21 protein-coding genes are annotated in these 26,800 nt (G+C 71.1%); 15 read left to right on the top strand and 6 right to left on the bottom strand.

The features are described 5' to 3' along the window. Positions 1 to 11 precede the first annotated feature (11 nt). From cydD to A3CE_RS0109065, 3 genes are read right to left on the bottom strand one after another with little or no spacing between them, the layout of a single operon-like run. Positions 12 to 3,368, bottom strand: coding sequence for a thiol reductant ABC exporter subunit CydD (gene cydD / locus A3CE_RS0109075; protein WP_020639764.1), 3,357 nt, complete (start codon positions 3,366 to 3,368; stop codon positions 12 to 14). After that, positions 3,365 to 4,384 (bottom strand): cytochrome d ubiquinol oxidase subunit II, encoded by a 1,020-nt coding sequence (gene cydB / locus A3CE_RS0109070; RefSeq protein WP_020639763.1) that lies wholly within the window; start codon positions 4,382 to 4,384, stop codon positions 3,365 to 3,367. Before cydB ends, cydD begins: the two co-directional genes overlap by 4 nt. Before the next feature lie 12 nt (positions 4,385 to 4,396). After that, positions 4,397 to 5,797 carry a cytochrome ubiquinol oxidase subunit I gene (locus A3CE_RS0109065; protein WP_020639762.1) on the bottom strand — a complete coding sequence of 467 codons (1,401 nt, stop codon included), beginning with the start codon at positions 5,795 to 5,797 and terminating at the stop codon, positions 4,397 to 4,399. 167 nt (positions 5,798 to 5,964) lie between these two features. Between A3CE_RS0109065 and A3CE_RS0109060 the strand changes: the two genes are divergently transcribed. The 3 genes from A3CE_RS0109060 (at position 5,965) to A3CE_RS57945 (ending at position 7,952) form a co-directional block, all read left to right on the top strand. Further along, positions 5,965 to 6,603 carry a response regulator transcription factor gene (locus tag A3CE_RS0109060; RefSeq protein WP_020639761.1) on the top strand — a complete coding sequence of 213 codons (639 nt, stop codon included), beginning with the start codon at positions 5,965 to 5,967 and terminating at the stop codon, positions 6,601 to 6,603. A gap of 213 nt (positions 6,604 to 6,816) precedes the next feature. Beyond that, the gene (locus tag A3CE_RS57950) at positions 6,817 to 7,344 is read left to right on the top strand and encodes a DUF3644 domain-containing protein (RefSeq protein WP_211231831.1); all 528 of its coding nucleotides are present in this window, start codon (positions 6,817 to 6,819) and stop codon (positions 7,342 to 7,344) included. A gap of 119 nt (positions 7,345 to 7,463) precedes the next feature. Further along, the gene (locus A3CE_RS57945) at positions 7,464 to 7,952 is read left to right on the top strand and encodes a hypothetical protein (RefSeq protein WP_063714199.1); all 489 of its coding nucleotides are present in this window, start codon (positions 7,464 to 7,466) and stop codon (positions 7,950 to 7,952) included. Positions 7,953 to 7,973: 21 nt separating this feature from the next. On the opposite strand, the gene A3CE_RS0109050 is transcribed toward A3CE_RS57945, so the two are convergent. Then, complete coding sequence (locus A3CE_RS0109050) at positions 7,974 to 8,963, bottom strand: Acg family FMN-binding oxidoreductase (protein WP_020639760.1); 990 nt, start codon at positions 8,961 to 8,963, stop codon at positions 7,974 to 7,976. 138 nt (positions 8,964 to 9,101) lie between these two features. Between A3CE_RS0109050 and A3CE_RS0109045 the strand changes: the two genes are divergently transcribed. Continuing rightward, positions 9,102 to 10,853 carry a sensor histidine kinase gene (locus tag A3CE_RS0109045; protein ID WP_020639759.1) on the top strand — a complete coding sequence of 584 codons (1,752 nt, stop codon included), beginning with the start codon at positions 9,102 to 9,104 and terminating at the stop codon, positions 10,851 to 10,853. 79 nt (positions 10,854 to 10,932) lie between these two features. On the opposite strand, the gene A3CE_RS0109040 is transcribed toward A3CE_RS0109045, so the two are convergent. After that, positions 10,933 to 11,187 (bottom strand): dsRBD fold-containing protein, encoded by a 255-nt coding sequence (locus A3CE_RS0109040; protein WP_026468306.1) that lies wholly within the window; start codon positions 11,185 to 11,187, stop codon positions 10,933 to 10,935. A gap of 194 nt (positions 11,188 to 11,381) precedes the next feature. Here A3CE_RS0109040 and A3CE_RS0109035 point away from each other — a divergent pair, with 194 nt between their 5' ends. The 7 genes from A3CE_RS0109035 to A3CE_RS0109005 all read left to right on the top strand — a co-directional run bounded on the left by A3CE_RS0109035 (position 11,382) and on the right by A3CE_RS0109005 (position 20,114). Further along, entirely contained in the window at positions 11,382 to 11,789 is a 408-nt protein-coding gene (locus A3CE_RS0109035) for an Hsp20/alpha crystallin family protein (protein ID WP_020639757.1), read from the top strand. A gap of 67 nt (positions 11,790 to 11,856) precedes the next feature. Further along, positions 11,857 to 14,487, top strand: coding sequence for a GNAT family N-acetyltransferase (locus tag A3CE_RS0109030; protein ID WP_020639756.1), 2,631 nt, complete (start codon positions 11,857 to 11,859; stop codon positions 14,485 to 14,487). A 19-nt stretch (positions 14,488 to 14,506) separates the two neighbouring features. Then, positions 14,507 to 15,592 carry an acetate/propionate family kinase gene (locus A3CE_RS0109025; RefSeq protein ID WP_020639755.1) on the top strand — a complete coding sequence of 362 codons (1,086 nt, stop codon included), beginning with the start codon at positions 14,507 to 14,509 and terminating at the stop codon, positions 15,590 to 15,592. A 4-nt stretch (positions 15,593 to 15,596) separates the two neighbouring features. Then, positions 15,597 to 15,980, top strand: a complete 384-nt coding sequence (locus tag A3CE_RS0109020) for a hypothetical protein (protein WP_020639754.1) — start codon at positions 15,597 to 15,599, stop codon at positions 15,978 to 15,980. Then, positions 15,977 to 16,690, top strand: coding sequence for a hypothetical protein (locus A3CE_RS0109015; protein ID WP_020639753.1), 714 nt, complete (start codon positions 15,977 to 15,979; stop codon positions 16,688 to 16,690). The genes A3CE_RS0109020 and A3CE_RS0109015 overlap by 4 nt, the downstream gene beginning before the upstream one ends. Positions 16,691 to 16,692: 2 nt before the next feature. Further along, positions 16,693 to 19,377: a cation-translocating P-type ATPase gene (locus A3CE_RS0109010; RefSeq protein WP_020639752.1), complete on the top strand. Its 2,685-nt coding sequence runs from the start codon at positions 16,693 to 16,695 to the stop codon at positions 19,375 to 19,377. A 290-nt stretch (positions 19,378 to 19,667) separates the two neighbouring features. Next, positions 19,668 to 20,114, top strand: a complete 447-nt coding sequence (locus tag A3CE_RS0109005; protein ID WP_125592154.1) for a hypothetical protein — start codon at positions 19,668 to 19,670, stop codon at positions 20,112 to 20,114. Between the two features lie 91 nt (positions 20,115 to 20,205). Here the strand turns inward: A3CE_RS0109005 and A3CE_RS0109000 are convergent, their stop codons facing one another. Continuing rightward, positions 20,206 to 20,670, bottom strand: a complete 465-nt coding sequence (locus tag A3CE_RS0109000; RefSeq protein WP_020639750.1) for a universal stress protein — start codon at positions 20,668 to 20,670, stop codon at positions 20,206 to 20,208. Between the two features lie 172 nt (positions 20,671 to 20,842). Between A3CE_RS0109000 and A3CE_RS0108995 the strand changes: the two genes are divergently transcribed. From A3CE_RS0108995 to A3CE_RS0108980, 4 genes are read left to right on the top strand one after another with little or no spacing between them, the layout of a single operon-like run. Continuing rightward, positions 20,843 to 21,823 carry an Acg family FMN-binding oxidoreductase gene (locus A3CE_RS0108995; protein ID WP_051183883.1) on the top strand — a complete coding sequence of 327 codons (981 nt, stop codon included), beginning with the start codon at positions 20,843 to 20,845 and terminating at the stop codon, positions 21,821 to 21,823. After that, the gene (gene ppsA, locus A3CE_RS0108990; protein WP_020639748.1) at positions 21,820 to 24,063 is read left to right on the top strand and encodes a phosphoenolpyruvate synthase; all 2,244 of its coding nucleotides are present in this window, start codon (positions 21,820 to 21,822) and stop codon (positions 24,061 to 24,063) included. The genes A3CE_RS0108995 and ppsA overlap by 4 nt, the downstream gene beginning before the upstream one ends. After that, complete coding sequence (locus A3CE_RS0108985; RefSeq protein ID WP_020639747.1) at positions 24,060 to 24,968, top strand: ABC transporter ATP-binding protein; 909 nt, start codon at positions 24,060 to 24,062, stop codon at positions 24,966 to 24,968. The genes ppsA and A3CE_RS0108985 overlap by 4 nt, the downstream gene beginning before the upstream one ends. Next, positions 24,965 to 26,554, top strand: a complete 1,590-nt coding sequence (locus A3CE_RS0108980; RefSeq protein ID WP_020639746.1) for an ABC transporter permease — start codon at positions 24,965 to 24,967, stop codon at positions 26,552 to 26,554. The genes A3CE_RS0108985 and A3CE_RS0108980 overlap by 4 nt, the downstream gene beginning before the upstream one ends. Positions 26,555 to 26,800: the final 246 nt, after the last annotated feature.

The raw sequence follows: 26,800 nt of genomic DNA, 5'->3' as shown, positions 1-26,800 counted from the left end.
TATCACTATAGTCACGATCCGGAGAGCGACAATCCGGGCGGAGTGAGGTCCACGGCGGGCAGGGCCGCGAACTCCGGCGGCCGGTGCGTCACGACCAGCGCCGAACGTCCTTCGGTGGCCGCCAGCACGTCGGCCGCCAACGCCGCCGCCGTGGGCGCGTCCAGGTGCGCCGTCGGTTCGTCGAGCAGCAAGATCGACCGGTCCGACAGCAGGGCCCGGGCCACGCCGATACGCTGGCGTTCGCCGCCCGAGATCGGGGTGCCGTGGACTCCCAACGCCGTGTCGAGGCCGTCCGGCAGCCCGCCGAGCCACGGCCCCAGCTGGGCCAGCTCCAGTGCGGCCTGCAGGTCGGAGTCGTCGGCAGACGGCCGGGCCAGACGGAGGTTCTCGCGCAACGTGCTGTCGAACAGGTGGGTCTCCGGCCCGCACCAGGCGATCCGCTCCCGCACCGAGTCGCCGTCGCACGTCAACGTGTCGGTGTCGTCCAGCAGGACCTGGCCCGCCGAGGGGTCCAGGTAGCGCATCAGCGCCGCGATCACCGTACTTTTGCCCGCGCCCGAGCGGCCCGTCAAAGCGAGCCGGCGCCCGTGGCCGATGTGGAGGTCCACGTCCTGGACCGCGTCGGCGGTGGCCTGCGGCCAGCGCACCGAGAGGCGTTCGGTGGCCAGCTCCACGGCAGCCGGGGCAGGATCCGCGGAGACGGTGTGGGGTGCGGGAAGGGCGTCCAGGCCGGCGAGACGACGTGCGGAAGCGGAGCCTCCGAGCAGCCGCTGCGCCGCCTCCGGCAGCCCGGCCACCAGCTCCGCCGTCGCCAGCGGAACCAGGGCCAGCACGGCGAGCGCGGGGCCGGGGATCGTCCCCGCGTGCACCGCCAGGATGCCCAGGGCCAGGCACACCACGGACGTCAGCCCCACGCCGAGGCTCGCGATTCCGCCGCCCAGTCCCCGCCACGCGGCGGACCGGCGCTGGAGCGACGTCACCGCGAAGTCGAGTTCGCGCAGCCGCGCGTGACGGCGGGCCGCCGCGTCGTGGGTGATCAGGTCCGCCGACGCCCGGAGGAGTTCCGCCGTGCCCGCCGTGAGGTCAGCGCGCAGCCGGGCCGTCTCCCGCTGGGCTCGGCAGCCCGCTGTCGCCGCGATGACGGGAGCCAGCACGCCCGCGACCGCGAGACCCACCACTGCCGCGAGACCGGCACCCGGGAGGATCACACCGAGGGTGACCGCGGTTGCCGACAACACCAAGAACGTTGCCACACCCGGGACCAGGCCGCGCACGAGCACGTCCTGCTGGTTGTCCACATCGGACACGAGCCGGTGCAGCAGATCACCCCAGCGCAACCGCGCAGTGCCCGCCGGGCCGATCCGGACCAGCTGCGCCCACACCCGCACCCGCAGCTCCGCCAGTGCGCGCAGGGCGACGTCGTGGGACAGCAGCCGCTCGATGTAGCGGAAGATGCCCTTGGCCAGGCCGAACGTTCGCACCGCGACGATCGCCACCATCAGGCTCAGCACGGGTGGGTGCAGCGCCGCGCTTGCGATCAGCCAGGACGACGTCGCTGTGAGCGCGACCCCGCAGCCCAGCGCGGCGGTCGCGGCGAGGCAGGCCAGGGCCAGCCGCAGCCGGTGCGGCCGGATCGCGTCGAGCAACGGCCGCCACTTCGGGCCGGCCGAGTCGATCGTGGCTGGTGTCGCCGCAACCGGCGAGGCGGCACGCACGGCCGGCCGGGAGACCGCGGACGGCGAATCCGCGGAGACCGGCACCGTGCCGCCGAGGGTGATGACACGGTCGCAGCGGGCCAGAACGGCCGAGTGGTGGCTGACGAGCACCGCGGTCCAGCCGGCAAGGACCTTCGGCAGCCGTTCCAGGATGGCTGCCTCGGTCTCCGCGTCGACGCCTTCGGTGGGTTCGTCCAGCAGGATCAGCGGCCGGTCGAGCAGCACCGCGCGGGCCAGCGCGACGCGGCGGCGCTGCCCGGTGGAGAGCCCGGCGCCCAGCTCACCGACCACGGCGGACAGCGGCACGTCGAGCGCTGCGGTGTCGGCGGCCGCGAGCACGGCGTCGTCGCCGGCGTCGGGGGAGCCCAGGCGGATGTTCTCGGCCACGGTTCCGGCGACCAGGTGCGGCTGCTGCGGTACCCAGGCGATGCGGCGGTGCCAGGTGGCGCGGCCGATGTCGGCCAGGTCGGTGTCGCCGATCAGGATCCGGCCGCCGTCGGGCCGCCGCCAGCCCAGTAGGAGGTCGATCAGGGTCGACTTGCCCGCGCCGCTCGGCCCGGTCACCCCGACCACCTCACCGGGCGACACCCGGAGGCCGAATCCGTTCAGGATCGGCCCGGAGCGGCCCTCGACCGTGACGTCTTCGCAGCGCAGCGCCACCCGGGTGAGGTCGGGAACCGCGCGGGTACCGGTGTCGCCGGTGGGCGTGTCGGCGAGGGCGATGATCTCCTCGGCCGCGGCGAGGCCTTCGGCACTGTCGTGGAACCGCGCGCCGACGGCCCGCAGCGGCAGGTAGACCTCCGGCGCGAGGATCAGCACCACGAGCGCCGTCTGCAGGTCGAGTTCGCCGGCCTGCAGCCGGAGCCCGATCGACACGGCGACGACCGCGACCGACAGCGTCGCCAGCAGCTCCAGGGCCAGTGCGGACAGGAACGCGACGCGCAGCGTCCGCATGGTGTGCGCGCGGTACTTCTCGGTGATCTCCCGCAACGATCGGATCTGCGCGCGAGCCCGGCCGAACGCGGTCAGCTCGGCGAGCCCGGCGACGAGGTCGAGGAAGTGGTTCCCCAGTACGGAAAGGGTCTTCCACTGCCGCCGGACGTCGCGCTGAGTGTAGAGGCCGATGAGGATCATGAAGATCGGGATGAGCGGCACCGTGAAGCCGACGATCACCGCGGCGACCCAGTCGGCGAGCAGGATTCGCACCCCGACGACCAAGGGCACGACCGAGGCGATCAGCAGCTGCGGTAGATAGCGCGCGAAGTAGGCTTCCAGCCGGTCGACGCCGTGGGTGGCCAGCGCCGCGATCTCGGCGGGGGACCGGTCCGTTTGCCGCGGTCCGATGCGCAGCGCTGACGCGATCACGGTCTCCCGCAGCTGCGAGAGAGCGCGGGCGGCGGCGCGGTGCGCGGTCGTCTCGGACAGCCAGGTGATCCCGGCCCTGGCGAGCACGACGAGCAGGAGCATGCCGACCGGCACCAGCAGGTCCCCCAGTGCGAAGCCGTCGAGGAACGCCCAGGTGATCGTCTTCGCCAGCAGTTCCGCCTGGGCGAGCACCAGCATCGCGGTGAGGACGCCCAGGGCGGCGCAGGCGAGGACGAACGGCCGGACCGCGCGCGCGTGGCGCAGCAGCCGCGGGTCGAGGGGCTTCACCGGCTGGCCGCGGGCAGGCCGCCGCCGGCGGGGATCGAGTCGCGGCTGATCCGCTTGCGGAACACCCAGTACGTCCAGGCCTGGTAGGCCAGCACGATCGGGGTGAAGGCCACCGCGACCCAGGTCATGATCTGCAGCGTGTACGGCGTCGACGAGGCGTTCGTCGTGGTCAGGCTGAACGCCGGGTCGGTCGTCGAGGGCAGCACGTTCGGGTAGAGCGACCAGAACAGCGTGAAGGTGACGGCGATGATCGCGCCGGCGGTGCTCGCGAAGGCGAACCCGTCCCGTTCACCCGCGGTGAACAGCACCCCCGCGACGAGCAGCAGCGCGGCCAGCGCCGACGTCAGCCACGCCCAGCCGCCGTGCTCGACCGCGGTGTAGCCGAGAAAGACCCCGCCGAACACGATCGCCGTGCCGCCGAGCGCGCGGGCCAGTGTCCGGGCCCGGCCGCGGATCTCACCGGTGGTCTTGAGGGTGAGGAACACGGCGCCGTGGAAGGTGAAGAGGCTGAGCGTGGCCAGTCCGCCGAGCAGGGCGTAGGGGGTGAGCAGGGTGAAGAACGTGCCGGTGAAGTGGTGCTGGGCGTCGAGCGGGACGCCGTGGACGATGTTGCCGAACGCCACGCCCCACAGCAGGGCGGGCGCGGCGGAGCCGAAGACGATGATCCAGTCCCAGGTGTTGCGCCAGCGGGGGCTGTCGAGCTTGCCGCGGAACTCGAACGCCACCCCGCGAAGGATCAGCGCGACCAGCACGAGCAGCAGCGCCAGGTAGAAGCCGGAGAACAGGCTCGAATACCAGAGCGGGAAGGCGGCGAAGGTGGCGCCGCCGGCGACGAGCAGCCAGACTTCGTTGCCGTCCCAGACCGGGCCGATCGTGTTGATCAGCACGCGGCGGTCGGTGTCGTCGCGGCCGAGGACGCGCAGCAGGGTGCCGACGCCGAAGTCGAAGCCTTCGAGGACGAAGTAGCCGGTCCAGAGGACCGCGATGAGCAGGAACCAGATGTCGGTGAGGGCCATGGCGGTGCTCCGTCAGTAGGCGAAGGCCGCAGGGCGCGGCTCGTCGGTCTCGGTGTCTTCGCTGGGTGCTTCGGGTGGCGGTGGTCCGGCTTTGGCGTAGCGGACCATCAGGACGCCGTCGACGACCGCGAGGACGCCATAGAGCAGGGTGAAGACGATCAGGGACGTCAGGACGCTGCTCGCGGGGACCGTGGGGGAGACCGAGCTGGCGGTCTTGAGCACGCCGAACACCGACCAGGGCTGGCGGCCCATTTCGGTGAAGATCCAGCCGACGCTGTTGGCCAGGAACGGCAGCGCGAGGCCGGCGGTGGCGACGGGGAAGAACCAGCGGGCGCGCGGGATGCGGCCGCGGCGGAACAGCCAGAGGCCGACGAGCGAGATGAGCAGGCAGAGGAAGCCGAAGCCGATCATCAGGCGGAACGTCCAGTACGTGACCGGGACGTCCGGCCGGTACTCGCCGGGGCCGTAGGCCTGCTGTTCTTGGGCCTGGAGGTTGTTGATGCCTTCGACGCGGCCGTCGAACTTGCCGGTGGCCATGAAGGACAGCACCCCCGGCACGCGGATGCTGAACTTCTCCTGCGAGCCGTCGAGCGAGCCGATGGTGAACAGCGAGAACGACGCAGGCGCGACGGTGTCGTAGAGCGCTTCGGCGGCGGCCATCTTCATCGGCTGCTGCTCGGTCATCAGCCGGGCCTGCAGGTCACCGGTGACGATGACGCCGAGGCTCGCGATCAGCACGGTGACCAGGGCTAGCTTCATCGACGGGCGGAAGACGTCGGCGTTCCTCTGGCGGCGCAGCTGCCAGGCGCTGATACCGACGACGAACATGCCGGCGGTGAGGAAGCACGCGGTGATGGTGTGGGCGAAGGCGCCGACGGCGGTGGAGTTGGTGAGGACGGCGCCGAAGTCCTTGAGCTCCGCGCGGCCGGTGGCGGGGTTGACGATCGAGCCGACCGGGTGCTGCATCCAGGAGTTGGCGGCGAGGATGAAGTAGGCGGAGAGGACCGTGCCGATGGCGGCGAGCCAGATGGTGGCCAGGTGCAGCTTCTTCGGCAGCTTGTCCCAGCCGAAGATCCACAGGCCGAGGAACGTCGACTCGAGGAAGAACGCCAGCAGGCCCTCGATGGCCAGCGGCGCGCCGAAGATGTCGCCGACGAAGGTGCTGTAGTCCGACCAGTTCATCCCGAACTGGAACTCCTGCACGATGCCGGTCGCCACGCCCATGGCGAAGTTGATGAGGAACAGCTTGCCCCAGAACTTCGTCATCCGGCGGTAGCGGTCGTTGCCCGTGCGCACCCAGGCCGCCTGCATCCCGGCGACCAGGAAGGACAGTCCGATGGTCAGCGGGACGAAGATGAAGTGGTAGACGGTGGTGATCCCGAACTGCCATCGGGCGAGGTCCAGGGCGCTCATCCGGTTCTCCTGCTCGCGCGGACGCTGTTGACCACGGAAGCATCCGGTGCGGAGGCCGTCCCGGCTTAGGGTCCTTGGTCACTTCCCGGATGGTCCCGGGTCCCTGCCGTCGAGGGTCTTGCGGTCGTACCCTGATCTCCGTCAGGGTCGTGACCAGGGAGGTCGGAATGCTCCGCGTGTTTCTCGTCGACGACCACGAGGTCGTCCGTCGTGGTGTGGCCGACCTGCTGGACGAGGACGAGAACCTCACCGTGATCGGGCAGGCCGGCAGCGTGTCGCAGGCGCTGGCCCGCATCCCGGCGCTGAACCCGGATGTCGCGGTGCTGGACGTGCGCCTGCCGGACGGTAACGGCATCGAGCTGGCCCGCGAACTGCGGTCCAAGCTGCCCGAGCTCAAGTGCCTGATGCTGACGTCCTACACCGACGAGCAGGCGATGCTCGACGCGGTGATGGCCGGCGCCAGCGGGTTCGTCATCAAGGACATCAAGGGCATGGACCTGGTCTCGGCGGTGCGGGAGGTCGGCGCGGGGAAATCCCTGCTCGACGCCCACGCGGCCGCGGCGTTGATGGCCAAGCTGCGCGACAGCCAGGCCAAGAAGGGACCGCTGGCCGACCTCTCGGACCAGGAGAAGAAGCTGCTGCAGCTGATCGGCGAAGGTCTGACCAACCGCCAGATCTCCGAGCGCATGTTCCTGGCCGAGAAGACGGTCAAGAACTACGTCTCCCGGCTGCTGACCAAACTCGGCATGGAACGTCGCACCCAAGCGGCCGTTCTCGCCACCGAGCTGCGCAAAGAGAACGGCTGACGCGGTCGTACGGTTTCGGAGCTGGATAGCCGTAACGCGATGCCTCGAAAGTCCGATCTTGAGTAGGTGGATGGCAAGATCTGAATGATTGTCGGCGCCGGAAGCGCGAAACGCCGATTCGGGTGCCTTGCTCGATGAGATTGGCCTTATCCGTACGGCTGGCGAAACGTTCGCGAGGTGGAGCACGTGGCATCGCGACCTCGATTCATGCACATGGTCGACGCTTCCCGGGACGAAGCCCAGCTGGCTGTGCGGCTGTACAACGACCCGGCGGAGGCCCGGTCGTTCGAGGGTTTCGTGGTCCACATGCATTTGGCCTGGCTCTACCTTCTGCACGGCGAGTTCACTCGAGACGGCGTCGACTTCCGGTACTGGCGCTTCCAGCGGCGGGCTCGACGCGTCGAGCGGATCGACGGCGAGCCGAAGCGCTGGGACCTGGCCACCTGTGTACGGCATCGGTGGTCGGACGAGAAGGAACCCGTCCGAGCCAATCTCGCCTTCTTTATCGGGCTGCGCAACAAGATCGAGCACCGGTACGCCCGCCAGCAGGAAGCTCTCACGGCGGCCGTCGGAGGTCAGAGCCAAGCGCTTCTGCTGAACTACGAAGAGGAGCTCACCGGCAAGTTCGGGGTCGGAGCTTCGCTCGCTACCCGCCTGCGTTTTCCCGTGTCATCGGGAGCTTCACCGATCAGGGGGAGCGAACGCTGCGCCGGCTGCGCTCGGAGCTGCCCGCTGCGCTGAGGACCTTCATCGCCGAATACGACGCCGGCCTCGACGAGTCGACTGCCAGGGACCCGAGGTACGACTTCCGGCTGCGCGTCGTCCAGGAACTCGCGGCCAAGGACCCCGACGCTCTCGCCGTGCAGTTCACTCGCTACGACGACCTGAGCGACGAACAGCGCGCGGCCGTCGAGGCGATCGGGAAGAAGGGCTACGTCGTGGTCCGCGAACGCAAGCGACCGGTCGTCGGCCATGGACTGGTGAAGCCGCGCGAAGCTGCCAAGCAGGTGCAGGAGCAAATCCCCTTCTGCTTCAACACCAATCTTTTCGCCAAGGCTTGGAAGAAGCTGGGAGGACGCCCGGCGACCGGCGACGCGCATCCGGAGAAGACTGACGAGAAGTACTGTCTGTATAACGAACTGCACAACGATTATGGTTATACGCCTGCCTACGTGGCGAAGCTTGTCCGGGAGTGCGCCACCGAGGCTGGTTTCCGGACGCTCGTCGGGACGGCACCCAAGGACAAACTGACGGGCAATTGGGTGGGCCCGCCGCCCGCCGGCGTCACCCCACCGTGGCGGCAAGCAGGCTCACTGCCCTTGGAGATGGTGAAAGACGTGAGTGCGTGAACGCCCGGGCCACCGTCAGCACTAGGCATTGAGCTGGTGCTGCTCCAGCAAGACATCGGCCATGGAGCGCCGCGGCGTCCAAGGTACGGGCGCACCCCGTCCGAGGCGCAGCACAATCTGCGGCCACAGCCCACCGCCGAGGAGACTGCGCAGCTCCGTCCGTATTGCGGGCACCTCGACCGGCTGCGAGATGAACGACGCATCGAGCCCGGCCACGGTGGCGGTGAGCAGGACCCGCTGCATAGCCTGACCGGCCCGGATCCGGTCCATCCGGGTGTCGTCGAACGAGCCGATCACCACGACCAGCGGCTCGGAGTCGTCGGTTCGGCGGCGTCGATGCGAGCCGAAGTCCCGCAGAACCCAGCCGCCGTTGTCCGAAGGCATTGCGCCGGCCGCGTACTCCGGGACGCCGTCGCGGCTGTCCCGGTCGCGGGCAGTCCAGTAGCGCCACTCGGCGAGGAAGGCGGGATCGGCCACCTGGGCGTGATGCCCCTTGTGCACGAGCTCGCGCAGCTGTTCCAGCTGGTGTGCGTTCAGCCGGGGCAGCCAGGCCTGTTCGACCTCGGCGGCGTGGCGCAGGGCGGCCACGATGGAGGCCGGGATGGCGACCGCTTCGAACGGGGTGCGGTTGGTGTGCCGGCGGGGGATCGCGTCGGCCAGCTCGACCAGGCGGGGATCGGGCCGGCGGGCCGCGAACGGCCGCACCACCGCGAGCAGCGTCGGGTCGTCGCGCCGGGGGAGCAGGGTCGTGGCCGGGTGGGCGCCCAGTGCGTGGATGGCGGTGCGCAGATTGAACAGCGCGGCACCACACGAGAGGAGCAGTTCTCGCTGGTCGGCGTCGGCCGCGGGCAGGGCGCGATCGGGATCGGCATGCACCTCGAGGCCCTCGGGCGTGCAGCGGAAACGCCAAGGTTGCGTGTTGTGCGTCGACGGAGCGAGTACCGCGGCGCCGATGACGGACTTCACCTGATCGGAGTCCAGCAGGCCGATCGAGGTGATCGGTAGTGTCATGGTTTCCCCTCGGGCACCGCCACGCGGCACACTGTGTGTTTCCTTGAGCTTCTCCCGAGAGTCTCCCGCCGAGGAGGCCTGCGAAAAGGGGAAAAGGTCACCAGCGGCGACGGCCGGGAGCGGACGACGCGGGAGGTTGTGGGCGAGGTGGCGGTGAACGAGTCCGGCCGGCAGCCGGAGTACGCGTCCCGGCGGATGGCGGGGACACTGTCCGGCCTTCGGCTGCGCGAGGTGCTGCGCGACCTCCAGGACCGGATCGAGCTGCTGATCGGCACCCGGGACAAGATGGACGGCCTGCTCGACGCGGTGCTGGCCGTGGCGTCCGGGCTGGAGCTGGACACCACGCTCCGGCGGATCGTGCAGGCCGCGATAGAACTCGGCGAGGCGACGTACGGCGCCCTCGGAGTCCTCGCCGACGATGGTTCCATGTCGGAGTTCATCTACATCGGCATCGACGACGAGACCCGCCGGCTGATCGGTGACCTGCCGACCGGCCACGGGGTGCTGGGCGTGGTGATCGACGAGGCGAAGCCGTTGCGGCTGGAGGAGATCTCGTCCCATCCGGCGTCGGTGGGCTTCCCGGCGCACCATCCGCCGATGCACTCGTTCCTCGGGGTGCCGGTCCGCGTCCGCGACGAGGTGTTCGGACGGCTCTACCTGACCGAGAAGAAGAACGGTGAACCGTTCACCGACGACGACGAGGTCGTCGTCCAGGCCTTGGCCGCGGCGGCCGGCATCGCGATCGAGAACGCGCACCTGTACGAGCAAGCGCGGGTGCGCCAGCAGTGGCTGGCCGCCACGAGCGAGGTGACCACCGAGCTGCTCGGTGGCACCGATCCGGCCGAGGCGTTGAACCTGATCGCCAGCCGGGCGCTGGAGCTGACCGGCTCGGACGTCACCATGCTGGCACTGCCGAACTCCGGGCGCCTGGACGTCGACGAGGACTGGGGTGACGACGTCGACGACCTCACCGTCACCGTCAGCGCCGGCACCTGGGCCGCGGAGCTGTCGGGGATGCACATCGGTCTCGACGAGAGTGTGCCCGGTGCGGTGTACCGGGACCGGACGCCCCGCAATGTCGGGGAACTCCAGCTGCCTGACTACAGGTTCGGCCCCGCGCTGGTCGTCCCGCTGCGGGCAGGGGACAGGACGACCGGCGTGCTGATCGCGGCCCGGGAGACCGGGGCCGGGTCGTTCGAGTCGGCTCAGCTGTCGGTCGTGGCGTCCTTCGCCGACCAGGCGGCACTCGCGCTGCAGCTGGCGGCCCAGCAGCGGGCGGCCCGGGAGCTGGACGTGCTCGGCGACCGCGACCGGATCGCCCGTGACCTGCACGACCACGTGATCCAGCGGTTGTTCGCCGTCGGGCTGTCGATGCAGAGCACCCAGCGGCGGACGAAGTCCCCGGAGCTGCAGAAGCGGCTCGGGGACAGCATCGAGCAGATGCACGAGATCGTCCAGGAGATCCGCACGGCCATCTTCGACCTGCACGGCGGCGCCGCGGGGGAGACCGGCCTGCGGCTGCGGCACCGGTTGCACGACGCGATCGCCGAGCTGACCGACGACGCGCCGGTGCACCCGACGGTCAGCATGTCCGGCTCGATCGACACCGTGCCGGCCCAGCTCGCTGAGCACGTCGAAGCAGTCGTGCGCGAGGCGGTCAGCAACGCCGTGCGGCACGCGGAGGCATCGACGCTGTCGGTGTCGGTCGCGGTCAAGGACGACGTGCTGCGGATCGTGGTCGTCGACGACGGCCGCGGGCTGCCCGAGGACGTCTCGCCGAGTGGGCTGGGCAACCTGGGTGACCGCGCCGAAGCAGTCGGCGGCGCGTTCACCCTCGGCCGCGGCCCCGATGGAGGCGTGAAGGTGGAGTGGTCGGCGCCGGTCGGTTGACCGTGGCCTTCGCGGTCGGTGCGCTCCATCCCCCTCGGCCAGCCCGCCGCCCGTCGCAAAGCCTCGGCCGGTTGAACCGTCACGTGTGCTGTGTGCGCCCGGCCTCGGCGTCCAATTCCGCGGTCGCGGCCTCCACCAGTTCCTCCGTCAGGTCCGACAGCGCGCGACCCAGGGCCAGATAGCTCGCGACTTGCTCGGGTGCCGTCCGGAGTGCCAAGCCCACTCCGGAGAACTCCTGCCCGTCCGGGGCGCGCAGCACGATCTGGGCCCGAGTCCGGTTCGGCCCGTGCTCGATGGCGGCGTCGAGACTCCACTTCCTCGTCGGCAGGTCCATCTCCATCTCCTTCTCCGTTCTCCCGTGCCGCGACGGTGACAGCGGAGCCGGCCGGAGTACAGGGCCGTTGGTCCCCGGGTGGACTTCGGTGACCAAGGTCCTCGCGGTTCGGGTAGTCCGGCCGCGTCGCGGGCGCCGGTCCCCGAGGTCTCCTTGTGGTGCGGCGCCCGTCGCCGCGAGGAAGGAGCGAAAGGATGACTGCCTTGGTGCCGGGTTCGCGCCTGGCGTTGCCGAGCATCGCGGCGTGGCTGGAGAACCCGTGGCCGTTCGCCGAGCACAACCCCGTGCGGATCGAGGAGTCCACCGAGGACGGCAGGTACCTCGTCCGCGCGGAGCTGCCCGGCTTCGACCCGGAGAAGCGCATCTCCGTGACCACGCACAACGGGCTGCTGACCATCTCCGCCGAGCGTGAGGCGAAGGAGAGCGCGGAAGGCCGTAGCGAGTTCTTCTACGGCACGTTCAGCCGCACGGTCAGCCTGCCGGCCGGGGCCGACCCGGCGAAGGTCAAGGCGGCGTACACCGACGGCATCCTCGAAATTTCGATGCCGGTTTCGGAGCACCCGCGCGACAAGCACGTCAAGATCCAGGTCACCAAGAACTAGGTGACCGCCCCTGCGGTGGGCGCGGCGCGTTGTCGGCCGCGCCCACCCTCATGCGGACGGAGAAGCGATGGGCGTGGAGGTGGGCTCCCGGGCCCTGCTCGCCGGCGGTGACGTGGTGCTGGTGCGCCCGTTGCGCCCGGCCGACACCGCCGAGGTGCTCGCCCTGCACACCCGGCTCACGGAGCGGGACACCTATTTCCGGTTTTTCGGCGCCCGTCCATCCACTTTGGACAAGCTGGCGGCGGAGATCGCCGCCGACCCCGGGCCGGGACACTACGCGGTGGGTTGCTACCGGCACGGTGAACTCGCCGGGGTGGCGAACTACGAAGTACTGAAGGACTCCACCGATGCCGAGGTCGCCCTCGTCGTGGACGCGGCCCTGCGCACGCAGGGCGTCGCGACGCTGCTGATGGAACACCTCGTCTCGCACGCCCGGAAGTCGGGGCTGAAGCGGTTCCTCGCCGAGGTGCTGGCCGAGAACGCCAAAGTGCTGCACGTCTTCGCCGACCTCGGACTGCGGTTCGAAGCCAGCATCGGCGGCCCCGAACGGGACGTCGTGATGATCCTCGGCGAAGACGCCGCCTACTTGGACGCCGTGCTGGAGCGCGACTTGGTCGCCGACGCGGCCAGTCTGACCCACCTGTTCAAGCCGTCCTCGATCGCTGTCGTCGGCGCGGGACGGCGCCCGGGCTCGGTGGGCCACGCCGTTTTGGCCAACCTCGTCGCGTCCGGCTACCCGGGGCCTGTCGAAGTGGTGAACCCGCACGCCGGGGAAATCCTCGGCGTGCCGAGCGTTCCGTCGGTGGCGGCGCTGAGCCGCACGCCCGAACTGGCCGTGGTGTGCCTGCCCGCCCCGGCCGCCGCGGAGGCGGTCGAAGAGTGCGGGAAACACGGCGTGCGCGCGGTCGTGATCATCTCCTCGGGCCTGACCGGCACTGTGCACGGCGAGCGGGTCCACGCCGCGGCTCGTGAGTACGGCCTACGGCTGGTCGGCCCAAACTGCCTCGGCGTCCTCTCCACGGACCCGGCCTGTCCCTACGATCTGACCTTCCTGGGCAGCCGCGTGCAGCCCGGCAACATCGGCGTCGTCACCCAGTCCGGCGGAGTCGGCATCGCGCTCGCGGAATCCCTCGGCGACCTCGGCCTCGGCATGTCCACCCTGGTCTCCACCGGGGACAAGTACGACGTCAGCGGCAACGACCTGCTGATGTGGTGGACCGCCGACCGCCGCACCGAACTGGCTGTCCTGTATCTCGAATCCTTCGGCAACCCCCGCAAGTTCAGCCGGCTGGCCCGCCGACTCGCCCGGACTCGGCCGGTCCTGGCCGTCCGGTCCGGCAGCGGCGACACCGCCCAACGTGCGGCGGCCTCGCACACCGCCGCCGCGGCGACCCCCGCGGTCACCCGGGATGCGTTGTTCGAGCAGGCCGGGGTGATTGCCGTCGACACCGTCGCCGAGCTGGTCGACGTCATCGCCGGGTTGTCCTGGCAGCTCCTGCCGGGCGGCCCCAGAGTGGCCGTGCTCAGCAACGCCGGTGGTGCCGGGGTGCTGGCCGCCGACGCCTGCGAGCGCGAAGGCCTGGTGATGGCCGAGCTGTCCGAGGACACCCGTGAGCGGCTCGCAAAGGTGCTTCCGGCGGAGGCGGCGGTGCGCAATCCTGTCGACACGACCGCGGCCGTCTCCGCGGAGGTGTTCGCCGAGGCGCTGCGTACCGTGCTGGCCGATGACGGCGTGGACGCGGTCATCGCGGCGACCGTGCCCACCGCGGTCGGTGATCCCGGCACGTCGCTGGCGGCGGTGCTCCCGCCGGAGTACAAGACCGTCTTCGCGGTCCGGCCGGGCCAGCGGGCCCGGGTCGCGCCGCTGGTGCCCGGCACTGGAGTCACGGCCTGCTACGACGACCCGGCCGCGGCCGCCGCGGTGCTGGCCCGGCTCGTCCGCTACGAGCAGTGGCTGAACCGCCCCGAACCCGAAAATTCCCTGACTCCGCTGGAAAATCCTGAGGCTCTGCAGGAATTCGCCGCCGGACGCGCAGGCTGGCTGCCGCCCGCCGAGGCCGTCGAGCTGCTGCGGCTGGCCGACATCCCGATGGTGGAGACGCACTACGTCGAAGCCGGTGACTCGATGGACGCCGCGGCCGCGAACCTCGATGCGCCGGTCGTGCTGAAGGCCGACGCCGACGGCCTACTGCACAAGACCGCCGGCGGCGGTGTCCTGCTGAACGTGCACGGCGCGGACCGGATCATGGAGGCTTTCCGCACCCTGCGGTCCCGTTTCGGGTCGGCCCTGCGCGGGGTCACGGTGCAGCCGATGGCCGAACCCGGCCGCGAACTGCTGGTCGGGGTGCGGTCGGACCCGGTCTTCGGGCCCTTGATCGTGTTCGGCCTCGGCGGCGTCGACACCGACCTGATCGCCGACCACGCCGCCCGGCTCGCGCCGCTCACCGGCGCCGACGCGGACCTGCTGCTCGACGGCCTGCGCGCATCGAAAGCGCTGTGGGCCGGGCAGCTCGACCGGGCCGCAGTGCGGGAGCTGCTGCTGAAGGTCGGCCGGCTCGCCGAGCTGGTGCCCGAACTGGCCGAGCTGGACCTCAACCCCGTGCGTGTGCGGGCGGACGGGTGTGTCGCGCTCGACGTCCGCGCCCGGTTCGAGCCTGACTCGTCCGCCGACCCGTTCCTGCGCCGATTGCGGGACTGACTTCCCCAGGAGGAAAGCCGTGCGTGTCCTGACCCTGAACCCGGGCTCGTCGAGCATGAAGGTCTCGCTCGTCGCCGACGGCACCGCCGTCGGCTGGACGGCGTGGGATCTGGCCGACCCTGGTGCGGTCGCTCAGGCGATCCGCCGCTGGTCCGACGTGGACGCCGTCGCCGTCCGGTTCGTGCACGGCGGGTCGCAGAAGGCACCCGCGAGGGTGGACGACGCCCTGCTGGTGAATCTCGACCGGCTCACGTCGCTGGCGCCGAACCACCAGCCGCTGTCGCTGGAGGTGACCCGGGAGGTCCGTCGGCTGCTGCCGGAGGCCCCGGTGGTGGCCTGCTTCGACACGGCGTTCCACGCGCGGATGCCCGAAGCCGCGGCCCGGTACCCGCTGCCGCGGTCGTGGACGGCCCAGAACCGACTGCGCCGCTACGGTTTCCACGGCCTGTCGTGCCAGTACGCCCTGCGCCGCACCGGCGAGCTGCTGGGCCGGGCGCCGGAAGAGCTGCAGCTGGTGTGCGCCCACGTCGGGGCCGGGGTGTCGGTGACGGCGATCCGCGACGGCCACGGCGTCGATACCAGCATGGGCTTCACCCCGCTCGAAGGCGCCATGATGGCCACTCGGTCGGGCTCGGTCGACCCAGGTCTGCTGTTGCACGTGATGCAGACCGTGCCGATGAGCCCGGCGGAGATGGCCGATGCGCTGTTCCACCGGTCGGGGCTGGCCGGGATGACCGGCACCAACGGCGACCTGCGCCGGGTGCTGGCGGCGGCGAACCGCGGCGAGCGGGACGCTTCGGTGGCTCTCGATGTCTACCGGCACCGGCTGCAGCGGGAGATCGGTGCGGCGGCGATGAGCCTGGCGGAGCTGGACGCGGTGGTGTTCACCGGCGGCGTCGCCGAACACCAGCCGGAGCTGATCACCTCGGTCATCGACGGGCTGGGCGTGCTCGGCCTGCGGGCGGGCGAGGTGCCGCACACCGACGTCGACCGGATCGTCACCCTGCCCGCTTCGCCGGTGCCCGCGTTGATCGTCCTGCCCCGGGAAGACCTGGAGCTGGCCCGTGGCGCCGAAGCGGCGCTCGCCCGAGTTTCCGTGAGGTGAAGCCATGCACGTCCTGTTGACCGAGTCTTCCTTCGGGGACGCCGACTTCCTGCTCCAGCCCCTGCGGGACGCCGGCTGCCTGGTCAGCCGCTGCCACAGCCGCGCGGGGCTCTGCCGCGCGCTCGCGGTGGGCGGCCGCTGCCCGCTCGACGAACCGTTCGCCCAGCCCGACCTGCTCGTCGACGTCCGCGGCCAGGAGCCGGAGCTGACCGCGCGGGAGTTCGGCGTCGTGTGTGCGATCCGCGACCACGTGCCGGTCGCGCTGGTTTCCCCGGACCCGGATGTGCAGGCGGAAGTCCCACCGGGCCTGGAGCACCGCGTCACCGTGATCGACGTCGAAGGGCTCCTGGCCACCTGCCGGGCGGCCGCGAGACACCTCGGCGGATGACCACGCCAGGGTTCCGCTGGGACCAATCGACCCGGGCCGTGCTCGCCGACGCGCTGGTACGGCTTGGCCCGAACCGGTGCGTCGCCGAAGTCCGGCCGGACGAGGTCGTGCTGACCGAGCCACCCGCCCGGCGTGACCGGGCGGGCACCGCCGCTCTGCTCGAGTGCGGTGCGGTCCTGTCCACGATCTGGACGGTCGTCCGGGTGCTGGGCCGCGAACCCGAGCTCGCCTTCCCGGACGATCCGGACCGCCCCGACGTCGCGGCCGTCGTCCGGGCCGGGGGAGTGCGACCGCCGTCCAGCAGCGAGTGGGCGCGGTACGCGGCGCTGCGCAAGCTCGGCACCGACGGGCAGCTGCGGCCGGTCAGCCTGGCCGTCCTGGGCGCGCTGGCCTCGGATGGCTTCTGGCCGGACACGGCCGTCCGGATCGTCCGCCCGGAGTGGGCGCCGATCCTCTCGCACCTCGGCACCGACGTCACCGGGCAGTCGTCGTTGCTGATCACCACCCCCGGTGACCGGCGTAGCCACCACGTCCTGGCCGGCGCCGCGCTGCACTCGACCCGGCTCGCCGCGGCCGTCCGTGGGTTCTCATCGCGGCCCCTGCCGGTCCGACAGCCCGGGCAACGCGATGTCGTGGAGTCGCTGTTGCCCGGTGTCCCGCAAGCCGTTCTCCTGGTCGGCCTCGCCACCCCGAAGCGAAGGAACTCCTGACGATGACCATGCACCTGAGGGCGAAACCCGTCGCGGACGCCGCTCCCGAAGTCGACGCGCGCGAGCCCGTTTCCCGCCTGCTGCGAGATCTGCGCACCGACGTCACCGGCCTGACCGCCCGCGAAGCCGCCCGCCGGCTCCAGGTGAGTGGCCCGAACGCGCTGCCGTCCCACAGCGGGGCGAAGTGGCCGCTGGCGCTGCTGCGGCAGCTGATCCACCCGCTCGCCCTGCTGCTGTGGGTCGCGGCGGGACTCGCCTGGTTCGCCGGGACGACGAACCTCGCGATCGCGATCGTCGGGGTCATCGTGCTCAACGGCCTGCTGGCGTTCGTCCAGGAGCAGCAGGCGGAGAAGGCCGTGGAAGCGCTCGGCCGGTACCTGCCCGACCGTGCGGCGGTCCTGCGCGACGGCAGCGTCTGGCACGTGCCGGCGACCGAGATCGTGCCCGGGGACGTGCTGGTGCTCGCCGAGGGCGACCGCGTCCCGGCGGATGCCCGGCTGGTGGAAGGCACCCTCGACGTCGACGCGTCGATGCTGACGGGAGAGTCGGCACCGGTAACGCGGATGGCCGACGTTCATGACGACGCGACGCGGCCGTTGGAGTCGCCGGTGCTCGTGTTCAGCGGCACGGTGTGCGTCGCCGGCGCCGCCCACGCGGTCGTGCACGCCACCGGGCGGCACACCGAGATCGGCCGGATCGCCTCGCTCTCGGCCCGGGTGGGGCGCGAGGAAAGCCCCCTCGAACGGCAGGTGCGCCGGGTCGCCTGGCTGATCGCCGGCGTCGCCGTCGTGGTCGGCATCGGGTTCCTGCCGCTGGGCTGGCTGGCCGGGCTGTCGTGGTCGGCGGCGTTCGTGTTCGCGATCGGTCTGCTCGTCGCCAACGTTCCCGAAGGCCTCCTGCCGACGATCACGTTAGCGCTGGCCGCCGGGGTGCGGTCGATGGCCAAGGAGGGCGCGCTGGTCAAACGGCTTTCCGCGGTGGAGACCCTGGGTTCCACGACGGTCATCTGCACCGACAAGACCGGAACCCTGACCCGCAACGCGATGCACGTCGAAGAGGTCCAGGACGGGGTGGGCGAGCCGCTGGACGACTCCGGCGTGCTGGCTTCGTCGCTCGCGCGCTGCAGCACCGCCGACCTCGCCTCGGAGAGCGGCGATCCGACGGAACTGGCCCTGCTGGGCTACGCGGCCGACCACGGGACCGCGCTCGACCCGGCGACCCGGGAGGCCGCGCGGAAGACGCTGTACTCGTTCGACCCCCGGCTCAAACGGATGTCCACTGTGGACCTGATGGGTGGGGTGCTGTTCGTGGCCACCAAGGGTGCGCCCGAACAGGTGGTGCCGCGGTGCACCTCGGCGCTCGACGCGACCGGCGCGGAGGTGCCCCTGACGGACTCGCTGCGCGAGCGGATCATCGAGCGCGTCGACGAAATGGCGGGCCGGGCGCTGCGTGTGCTGGCCGTGGCCCGGCGCGAGGTGCCGTCGGTCCCGGGGAGCCGTGACGAAGCGGAATCGGATCTGTGCCTGCTCGGGCTCGTTGGCTTGGTCGACCCGCCGCGACCGGAGGTGGCCGCCGCGGTTGCGGACTGTCATTCGGCGGGGATCACCGTCCACGTGGTGACGGGGGACAACGGCTTGACGGCCGCGGAGATCGCCCGCCGCGTCGGGATCGGCGCCGACCGGGTGATCAGCGGCGACGAGCTCTCCCGGATGCCGGAACCGGCCCTCGACGAAGCGCTCACCGCCGGCGGCGAGATCGTGTTCTCCCGTGCCGCGCCGGAGGACAAGCTGCGCATCGCCGACGCGTTGCGCGACTGCGGCGAAGTCGTGGCGATGACGGGCGACGGTGTCAACGACGCCCCGGCATTGCGTCGTGCGGACATCGGCGTGGCGATGGGCGTCGGCGGCACGGACGTGGCCAAAGAAGCGGCGACGGTCGTGCTCACCGATGACAACTTCGCGACGATCGTCGCGGGTGTCCGGGAAGGGCGCCGGGTGTTCGACAACGTCCGGAAGTTCGTGTTGTACATCTTCGCGCACGCGGTGCCGGAAGTGCTGCCGTTCCTGTTGTTCGCGGTGTCGGGCGGGATGATCCCGCTGCCGCTGACGGTGCTGCAGATCCTCGCCATCGACCTGGGCACGGAGACCCTGCCGGCGCTGGCTTTGGGCCGCGAGCCCGCGGAGCCGGGCCTGATGTCCCGCCGGCCACGACGCCGGTCCGAAGGCGTGGTCACCGGCCGGATGCTCCTGCGGGCATGGGGAATCATGGGCCTGCTGTCGGGTGTTCTGGTGCTGGGAGCGTTCTTCGCGTTGCTGTACGCGGCGGGCTGGCACCCGGGCGCGGACGTCTCGGCCGGCGCCCCGCTGCACCACGCGTACCTCCAGGCGACCACGGCCAGCTTCGCGGCGATCGTGTTCTGCCAGATCGGCACGGCGTTCGCGTCCCGCATGGAGCGCGTCTCCCTGCGGGCCGTCGGGTTGACGACGAACCGGCTCCTGCTGGGCGGGATCGCGTTCGAGCTCCTCTTCGCGGCGGCGTTGATCTACCTGCCGCCGCTGCAGTCGCTCTTCGGGACGGCGGCGTTGCCGGCGTGGATGATCGCGCTGATGCTGCCGATGCCGGTCCTGGTGTGGGGCGCGGACGAGCTGTTCCGCTGGGCCACCCGTCGGCACCTGCGGAAGGGGTAAATTGCCAGCCAACCCAGGAGGTCACTTGGCGGCCAGTGGATCCGATGCTGAGACAGCGCGGCTGATCTCTTTCCCTGCACCTGCGTTGTGCCAGGGTGCCGACGAGGACTTGCTGATAGAAATCTGTGCGATTCTCTTCCCGAGCTGTGTGATGCGGCAGGCCGGTGAGAACGGCCTGCGAGTGTGGGTCGTGGGAGTGCCCACCGACCCAAGGCGCGAGGGAGCAGGCGCGAGCGCGATTCCAAACCGGCCTGGGAGTTCTCCGTGCATGGCGTGCCGGTGCTGGAGAGTTGAAGGACGAACGCTTGTCCGGTCTCGGCGAGGGAAGCGTCCGCGACGGTGCCGGTAATGTCTGGGTGATGGCCGGTATCGCCATCGGGTACGGCATCGTGGGCAACGACGTCGCCGACTTCGCCGAACTAGCCAAGCGCGGTGTGCAGGCCAGCGACAGTCTCAAGAACGCTCTTTGGCTGAACGGGAGGTTCGGGCGCACCGCAGCGGACTTCTACATGATCTACGAATACTCGTCCGAGGAGTTCGGCGGTAGTAAAGGGATCGCTGCCGCTCTGGGCCTGTCGGTGTCCTCGCAGAAGCGCTTGACGCAGTCGGCAAACAATCTCTCACCGCTGGAGGGTGGCCGACACGTGCAGCAGGAGGTTCCAGCGGCGATGAGCCTGGACGAGCAACAGAAGTATGTAGCCGACCTGCTGCGACGGTGGATCGCAACATACCGGTAGTCCAGGCGTCGAGTGCAGAACCCCATCGTCGATCAACCAGCTGCTGGGCACGCCCCGAAGGTCGATGCCCAGCAGCCAGTTCGACAATCAGTCAGGCCGAGATCAGGTGGCGGGCCGCCTCCGGGGTTATGACCACAACCGGGCAGCGGGAGAACCGGACGCACTCGCGCCCGACGCTGCCCAGCACCAGGTCCGACACCGCGCCGCCGCGGTGGGTGCCCAGCACCAGCAGGTCCGCGTCGGCCGATGCGGTCACCAGTTCCGTCGCGGGGTCGCCGTGGACCGTGCGGGTTTCCACCGACGCTGCCGTGTCGACGCCCAAGCCGGCGATGTGGTCGTCCAGCGAGTAGCCTGCCTCCGGCACTCGGCCGTGCGGCTGGATCGCGAAGGACGTGCCCGGCAGCAGCGAATCCCGCGGCCGGACCAGGATCGCGCGGACGACGTCTCCGGCGTGCGCGCCCACGTCGAGCGCCCACCTCAACGCCGCGTCGCCGCGGGGAGTGCCGTCCGTCCCGACGACGATTACGCGGCCCGTGTGCGGTTTCGGCGAAGTCATGGCAGGTCTCACTTTCTCTTTGGTGTCACGGCGATCGTGCGCCACCCCCGCGAAGGCCGGTAGGGGCCGAATTCCGCCGGAGCCGGGGACTTTGTGCTCCGGTGGCCGCGCACCGCGACGTCCCACCATGACGAGAGCGGAGCGCCCGACTCCGCGTCCGGGAGTGACCGCGATGACCGCCGCAGCACCGGCAGCCTTGACCCACGAGCAAATCGGCGTGCTCGCCCGCGCGGTGAGCCGCGCGCCCTCGGTGCACAACAGCCAGCCGTGGCAGCTGCGGGTACGCGGGACCGAGGTGGACCTGCTCCAGCGGCGGGCCGTCGAGTTGCGCCGGCACGACCCGTTCGGCCGTGACCGGCTGATGTCCTGCGGTGCCGCGCTCACCAACCTCGAACTCGCGATCCGCACCCTCGGCCGGGACTGCCACGCCGAGTTCCAGGACGGCGACGACGTCGTCGCCACGGTGACGATCGGCCGTCCGAAAGCCGCTTCCACCCAGGACTACACGCTGTTCCAAGCCATCGCGCGCCGCCGCAGTCACCGGCGTGCGTTCTACCACGGCCGCGTACCACCGGGCGTCCGCGCCGCGCTGGTCGTGGCAGGGGAGACGACGGGAGTGCACGTGGCGGCCCCTGCACACTTGGACAAGCTGGCGGAGCTGCTGGGCTTCGCCACGCGCGTACTTCGCGACGACCGTGGCTACCAGCGCGAGCTGGCGATGTGGACAGCGCACACGACGGTGACCGGGGACGGCGTCCCCGAGGAAGCCCTGAGTTCCGAGGCCCTGCCGGTGGCGGGGCTAGTGCGAACCGATACTCCGGTGCCTGACGACGTCGTGCTGGCCGACCGGCTGGCCGCGGAGAACCTGCTGGTCGTCTGCACCGACGGCGATACGAGGGCCGAGCACCTGGCCGCCGGGGCCGCCTTGCAGCGCATCTGGCTGACCGCGACGGCGAAGGCGCTCGCCGGGTCGGTCATCACCCAGCCCCTGCACCTGACGGGATTCCGGGCCCGGCTGGTGTCGGAAGTGGTCCTGCCGGGAGTGCCGCAGGCGATCTTCCGGTTCGGCTATCCCGCGGTCCCGGCCGCCCCTTCCCCGCGGCTCCCGCTCGGCGAACTGTTCCGCAACGAATCCTCAGGAGGACTCCGATGACGTACGTACGCGACCTGGCCGAAATCCGGCTCGTCGACGATGAAACCGTGGGCGGGAAGGGCGCCAACCTCGGCGAGCTGATTTCCGCCGGCTTCCCCGTTCCCGGCGGATTCGTGATCTCCCGTGACGGCTACTGGGCCGCGCTGGAGCACGCGGGGGTCCGTACGGAGCTGGCCGACCTGCACGCCAAGGCACTGGTCAACGTGGACGACACCGCGGCACTGGCCGAGGCGTGCGACGAGATGCGCGACCTCGTCCGGCGCGCCGGGCTGACCGGCGAGCTGCACACCGAGATCACCGAGGCGTACCGCGGGCTGGGTGGGTCGACGCCGGTGGCGATCCGGTCGTCGGCCACCGGGGAGGACGGCGCGGAAGCGTCCTTCGCCGGGATGAACGCCACCTACACCAACATCTGGGGTGACCACGCGGTCGCCGAGCACGTCGTCGACTGCTGGACGTCGCTCTTCAGCCCGCGTGTCGTGAGCTACCGGGCAAGCCGTGGGTTCACCGGCGAGCCCGCGATCGCCGTCGTCGTCCAGCGCATGATCCAGTCGGAACGGTCCGGCGTGATCTTCACCGCCGATCCGCGGACCGGCGACCGCGATCGCATCGTCGTCGAAGCCGTCTTCGGCCAGGGGGAGGCAATCGTCAGCGGGGCCGTCGAGCCCGACACCTACGTCATCGGCAAGAAGGACCTGCTCATCCACTCGGTCCGGATCGGCAGGCAGACCCACAAGATCGTGGCCGACGCCAGTGGCGGCGACGTCACCATCGAGCTCCCCGAGCCCGCCGGCGGCCGCCGGGTCTTGAGCGAAACCGCGGTGCTCGAGCTGGCCCGGATGGCCTCTCGGGTCGAGGAGCACTACGGCGTGCCGCAGGACATCGAGTTCGCGATCGCCGACAACGAGATCTCCCTGGTGCAGTCCCGGCCGATCACGACGCTGCCGCCGGTCACGCCGGTGACGACCGAGGCACTGGTGAACGGGCTCGGAGCGTCGCCGGGTGAGGGCAGCGGCGCGGTCCGCGTGCTGCACGACCCCGTCGAGGCGAAGCACCTCCGCGACGGCGAGGTCCTGGTCGCGCCGATGACCAACCCGGACTGGGTGCCGGCGATGCGCCGGGCGTCCGCGGTCGTCACCGACGGTGGCGGGATGACCTGCCACGCGGCCGTGGTCGCCCGCGAGCTGGGCGTGCCGGCCGTGGTCGGCACCGGCGACGCCACCCGCGTCCTGGCCGACCGCAGCCTGGTCACCGTCGACGGCACCAAGGGCGAGGTCCGGCCGGGCGTGGTCAAGAAGGCGCCGGCCCGCACCGAGGCGGTCGCTGCGCCCGTGGCGCCGGAAGCCATCGGCACCAAGCTGTACGTCAACCTCGCCATGCCTGAGCACGCCGAAGAGGTCGCCGCGCAGGCGGTGGACGGCGTCGGCCTGCTTCGTGCGGAGTTCCTGCTCACCGAGGCCCTCGACGGCCGCCACCCACGCGACCTGCTCGCCAAGGGCGAAGAACGGTCCTTCGTGGACAAGATGACCGAGTCGCTCCTCAAGATCACGCGTCCGTTCGGTACTCGTCCGGTCGTCTACCGCGCGACCGACCTGCGGACGAACGAGTTCCGCGGCCTGGCCGGCGGGGAAGAGTTCGAGCCGGTCGAGAGCAACCCGATGATCGGCTACCGGGGCTGCTACCGGTACGTGCGCGAGCGCGACCTGTTCGCCCTCGAGCTGGAGACACTGGCGCGAGTGCGGGAGCAGACGCCGAACCTGCACCTGATGATCCCGTTCGTGCGGACGAAGTGGGAGCTGGAGGAGTGCCTGGAGCTGGTCGACGCGAGCCCGCTCGGCCGGCAGCGCGGCCTGCGCCGCTGGGTGATGGCCGAAGTGCCCTCGGTCGTGCACTGGCTGCCCGAATACGCGGGCATGGGGATCGACGGCGTGTCCATCGGCAGCAACGACCTCACCCAGCTGGTCCTGGGCGTCGACCGCGACTCGGCCGTGTGCGCCGAGCTGTTCGACGAAGCCGACCCCGCCGTGCTCGACGCGATCGAGAAGATCGTCCGCATCGCCCGGCACCGCAATATCACCTCTTCGCTGTGCGGCCAGGCGCCCTCGACCAAGCCCGGCTTCGCTGAGCACCTGGTGCGCTTCGGCATCACGTCGATCTCGGTCAACCCCGACGTCCTCGTCCCGGCCCGTGCGGCCATCGCCTCGGCAGAGCGCCGGATCCTCTTGGAGAGCACGCGATGAGCGCCGCGATCGAGATCCGGGACCTCCGGAAGACCTTCGGGCACACCAAGGCGCTTGACGGGCTCGACCTGACCGTCCGCACCGGTGAGGTGCACGGTTTCCTCGGGCCGAACGGCGCCGGTAAGACGACCACCCTGCGACTGCTGCTGGGCCTGCTGCGCGCCGACTCCGGCGAGCTGGGGCTGCTCGGCGGCGACCCGTGGCGCGACGCGGTGTCGCTGCACCGGCGGCTGGCCTATGTCCCCGGTGAGGTCTCGCTGTGGCCGAACCTCACCGGCGGCGAGGTCATCGACCTGCTCGGCCGCCTGCGCGGTGGCCTGGATCCGAAGCGCCGCAAGCGGTACCTCGACCTGTTCGAGCTGGACCCACGCACTAAGGGCCGGGCGTACTCGAAGGGCAACCGGCAGAAGGTCGCCGTGGTCGCCGCACTGGCCTCGGACGTAGAACTGCTGCTGCTCGACGAGCCCACCAGCGGGCTCGACCCGTTGATGGAGCAGATCTTCCGCGAGTGCGTCCGCGAGGAACGCGAGCGGGGCCGCACCATCCTGCTGTCCAGCCACATCCTGTCCGAGGCCGAGGCCCTCTGCGACCGGGTCAGCATCATCCGAGCCGGCCGCCTGGTCGACTCCGGCAGCCTCGACGAGCTGCGCCACCTCGGCCGGACCACGATCACCGCACGGCTGTCCGGCACTGTGGACGGCCTCGCCCGCTTACCGGGGGTGCACGACTGCACGACCGAAGGCGACCGCGTGCGGCTGACCGTCGACAACGCCGAACTGGCCACGGTGCTGGGCCTGCTGAGCCGGCACGGGGTCCGGAGCCTGACCAGCAACCCGCCGACGCTGGAGGAGCTGTTCCTGTGGCACTACCGCACCGAAGACGTCCGGACGGCGGTGCCGGCATGAGCTCCCTCACCGGCACCGGCGCGCTGGTCCGGCTGGCTTTGCGTCGGGACCGGATCCGGCTGCCGGTGTGGACCGCGGTGTTCACCGCCGTGGCAGCGTCGTCGGCCGCGGCGACGGCGGCGATCTACCCGGCCGCCGGGGACCAGCGGGGCGCGGCCGGCAGCATCAACTCGGTTCCGGCCCTGGTGGCGCTCTACGGCCCGGTGTACGAACCAACCCTCGGCGCGACGTCCGTCTTCAAGCTGACCGCGTTCGGCGCAGCCCTGATCGCGCTGCTGATGATCTTCACCGCGGTCCGGCACACCCGGGCGGAGGAGGAAGCCGGGCGGCGGGAACTGCTCGGGTCCGCCGTGGTCGGACGCTTCGCCGGGTTGGCGGCGGCAGTGGTCGTGACGACCGTGTCGAGCCTGGTCATCGGACTCTTCAGCGGCGCCGGGCTCGCGGCGGCGGGGTTGCCGGTGGCCGGATCGCTGGCCTTCGGCCTCGGCTGGGCGGGCTCCGGGCTCGTCTTCGGCGGGCTCGCCGCGGTGACCGCCCAGCTGACCAAGAGCGCGCGAGCGGCGTCGGGGCTCGCCGTCGTCGCGCTGCTCGGCGCATACTTCCTGCGTGCGGTGGGCGACTCCGCCGGCCCGCGCTGGTTGTCCTGGGTGTCGCCGATCGGGTGGACCCAGCAGGTCCGGCCCTTCGCCGGCGACGTCTGGTGGGTCTTGGCCCTCCCGTTGCTCGTCGCGGTCGCGCTGGTCGTGGTGGCCGTCGCGGCGGTCAGGGCCCGCGACCTCGACGCCGGGCTGCTGCTGGACCGGGCGGGCCCGGCTCACGCCGGTCGCTCGCTGACCGGCGCGTGGGGCCTGGTGTGGCGCCTCAACCGGGCGAACCTCGGTGCCTGGCTCGCCGGGTACGTCCTGCTGGGACTGGTCCTGGGCGGCCTCGCGGGCAACGTCGGGAAGATGCTCGACAGCGCGGGTGCCCGGGCGCTGATCGCCGCTCTCGGCGGCGAGCAGGCCATGGAGGACGCTTTCCTCGCGGCCGAGTTCTCGATGGCGGCCGTCATCACCTCGGCGTACGCGATCACCGTCCTGGTCCGCTTCCGGAGCGAAGAGCGGGCGCTGCGCGTCGAACCGCTGCTGGCCACCGCGCTCGACCGCCGCCGCCTGATGGCGGGATATCTGCTGCTCGCTGCGGGGGCACCCGTCGTGCTGTTGACGTCCTTGGGCCTCACGGCCGGGCTGGCGTACGGGGTCCGCCTCGGCACGCCCGGCACCGAAGTCGCCCGGTTGGCCGGCGCGGGACTGGCCCAGCTGCCCGCCGTCTGGGTGCTCGCCGGGATCGCGGCGGCACTGTTCGGCTTCCTGGCGCGGGCGGTCGCGTTCGCCTGGGTCGCGCTGACGACGTTCCTGCTGCTCGGCGAGTTCGGCACGTTGCTGAAACTGGACCGGTGGGTGCTGGACCTCTCGCCGTTCACCCACTCGCCGAAGTTGCCGGGCGCAGCCGTCCAGGCCGCCCCGCTGCTCTGGCTCACCGCACTGGGCGCGGTGCTGGGCGCGGCGGGCGTGGCGAGGTTCCGGCGGCGTGACGTCGCCGGCTGAGGGGGAAGGGAAGGACACGATGTCCGAGGATCCCGGGCGTCCGTGCGCTACCGCACCAGCCCGTGGCCGGGGACGCCGCACGTGGCCGGTCACCGGCCGACGTCCGGCCCCGATCCGGTCCTAACCTTCCTCGGCGGCCCCACCGGCGCCCGCAACCTCCTCGAGTTGCCCGGCACGCGCATCCTGGTCGGCTGCGGCCTGTTCGCCGGCCCGGACGCGTTGTGGCGGCGCAACTTCTCGCCCGTA

It is taken from the genome of Amycolatopsis balhimycina FH 1894 (assembly GCF_000384295.1).
Lineage (GTDB): Bacteria > Actinomycetota > Actinomycetes > Mycobacteriales > Pseudonocardiaceae > Amycolatopsis > Amycolatopsis balhimycina.
The sequence above is the reverse complement of the archived record's forward strand: the minus strand, read 5'-3'. Positions and strand labels throughout refer to the sequence as shown.